General features: G+C 65.3%; 1 protein-coding gene. It reads right to left on the reverse strand.

The genetic code is table 11. The annotated features are described in order from the left end of the window. Nucleotides 1-307 precede the first annotated feature (307 nt). Entirely contained in the window at nt 308-1,591 is a 1,284-nt protein-coding gene (hemL, locus tag B3E94_RS06015; RefSeq protein WP_176514817.1) for a glutamate-1-semialdehyde 2,1-aminomutase, read from the reverse strand. Between the last annotated feature and the right edge of the window lie 30 nt (nt 1,592-1,621).

Below are 1,621 nucleotides of genomic sequence, written 5' to 3' on the forward strand. Positions count from 1 at the left end.
GAAGAAGCAACAGGCAGCCCAAGGTCAGGGCGCGGCCGGTGCGGTTCATGGGGATCGACTTACCTCTGCAAAGCTGCGGCCAATGTCTCTGGTGGCACATTATGGGATAAGCAGCGCCAACCTTACAAAGTTTTACTCGAATTTCTGTGCGGGTGGGGAAAGTTGCTGATGGCAGACGGGCTTTTGTTGCCTGCGCCGGCCTCATCGCCGGCAAGCCGGCTCCCACAGGGTACTTCACGGAGCCTCAAAGGTGTGGAGTACCTGTGGGAGCCAGCTTGCCGGCGATGGGGCCGGTGCAAACCCTGGCTTACTTCAGCTTGGCAAAGGCCCGCTCAGCTGCATCCAGGGTGATCTGCAGCTCTTTCTCGCCATGGGCAATCGAGGTGAAGCCTGCCTCGAACGCGCTCGGCGCCAGGTACACGCCGCCTTCGAGCATCAGGTGGAAGAAGCGCTTGAAGCGCTCTGCATCGCTGGCCATCACGTCATCGAAGGTGACGATGTCGTCGGCGCCGCTGAAGTACAGGCCGAACATGGCGCCTGCCTGGGTGGTGACGAACGGCACGCCAGCGGCATCGGCACGTTGCTGCAGGCCATCGAGCATGCGGCTGGTGAAGGCGCTCAGCTCGTCGTGGAAGCCCGGGCGGCTGATCAGCTTCAGGGTGGTCAGGCCGGCGGCCATGGCCAGCGGGTTGCCCGACAGGGTGCCGGCCTGGTAGACCGGGCCCAGCGGGGCGATGCAGCCCATGATCTCGCGCTTGCCACCGAAGCAGCCGACCGGCATGCCGCCGCCGACGATCTTGCCGAAGGTCGACAGGTCCGGGGTGATGCCGTAGTAGCCCTGGGCGCCGCCGAGCGATACCCGGAAGCCGGTCATCACTTCGTCGAAGATCAGCACCACGCCGTGCTTGTCGCACTGCTCGCGCAGGCCTTCGAGGAAGCCTGGCGCCGGCGGTACGCAGTTCATGTTGCCGGCTACCGGCTCGACGATGATGCAGGCCACGCTCTGGCCGACGTCGGCCAGGGTCTTCTCGACCGCCGCCAGGTCGTTGAACGGCAGGGTCAGGGTGTGCTTGGCGAAGTCCGCCGGCACGCCCGCCGAGCTTGGCACGCCCTGGGTCAGCAGGCCGGAGCCGGCCTTGACCAGCAGGCTGTCGGAGTGGCCGTGGTAGCAGCCTTCGAACTTGATGATGGCGTCGCGGCCGGTGTAGCCGCGGGCCAGGCGAATGGCGCTCATGGTGGCTTCGGTGCCGGAGCTGACCATGCGTACCATCTCCATCGATGGCACCAGCGAGCAGACCAGGTCGGCCATCTCGGTTTCCATGGCGGTCGGCGCGCCGTAGGACAGGCCGTGCTGCAGCTGGTTGCGCACCGCCTCCAGCACCTCAGGGTGGCCGTGGCCGAGAATCATCGGGCCCCAGGAGCCGACGTAGTCGACGTAACGCTTGTCGTCTTCATCGACCACATAGGCGCCTTCGGCATGCTTGAAGAACAGCGGGGTGCCGCCGACGCTCTTGAAGGCGCGGACCGGCGAGTTGACGCCGCCCGGGATGTGCTTCTGGGCTTGGGCGAACAGGGATTCGGAACGGGACATGGGATCTTCTCTCGAAATCAGGAAGCGAAC

The sequence above is a fragment of the Pseudomonas sp. UBA6315 genome, from assembly GCF_002438125.1.
Taxonomy (GTDB): domain Bacteria; phylum Pseudomonadota; class Gammaproteobacteria; order Pseudomonadales; family Pseudomonadaceae; genus Aquipseudomonas; species Aquipseudomonas faucium.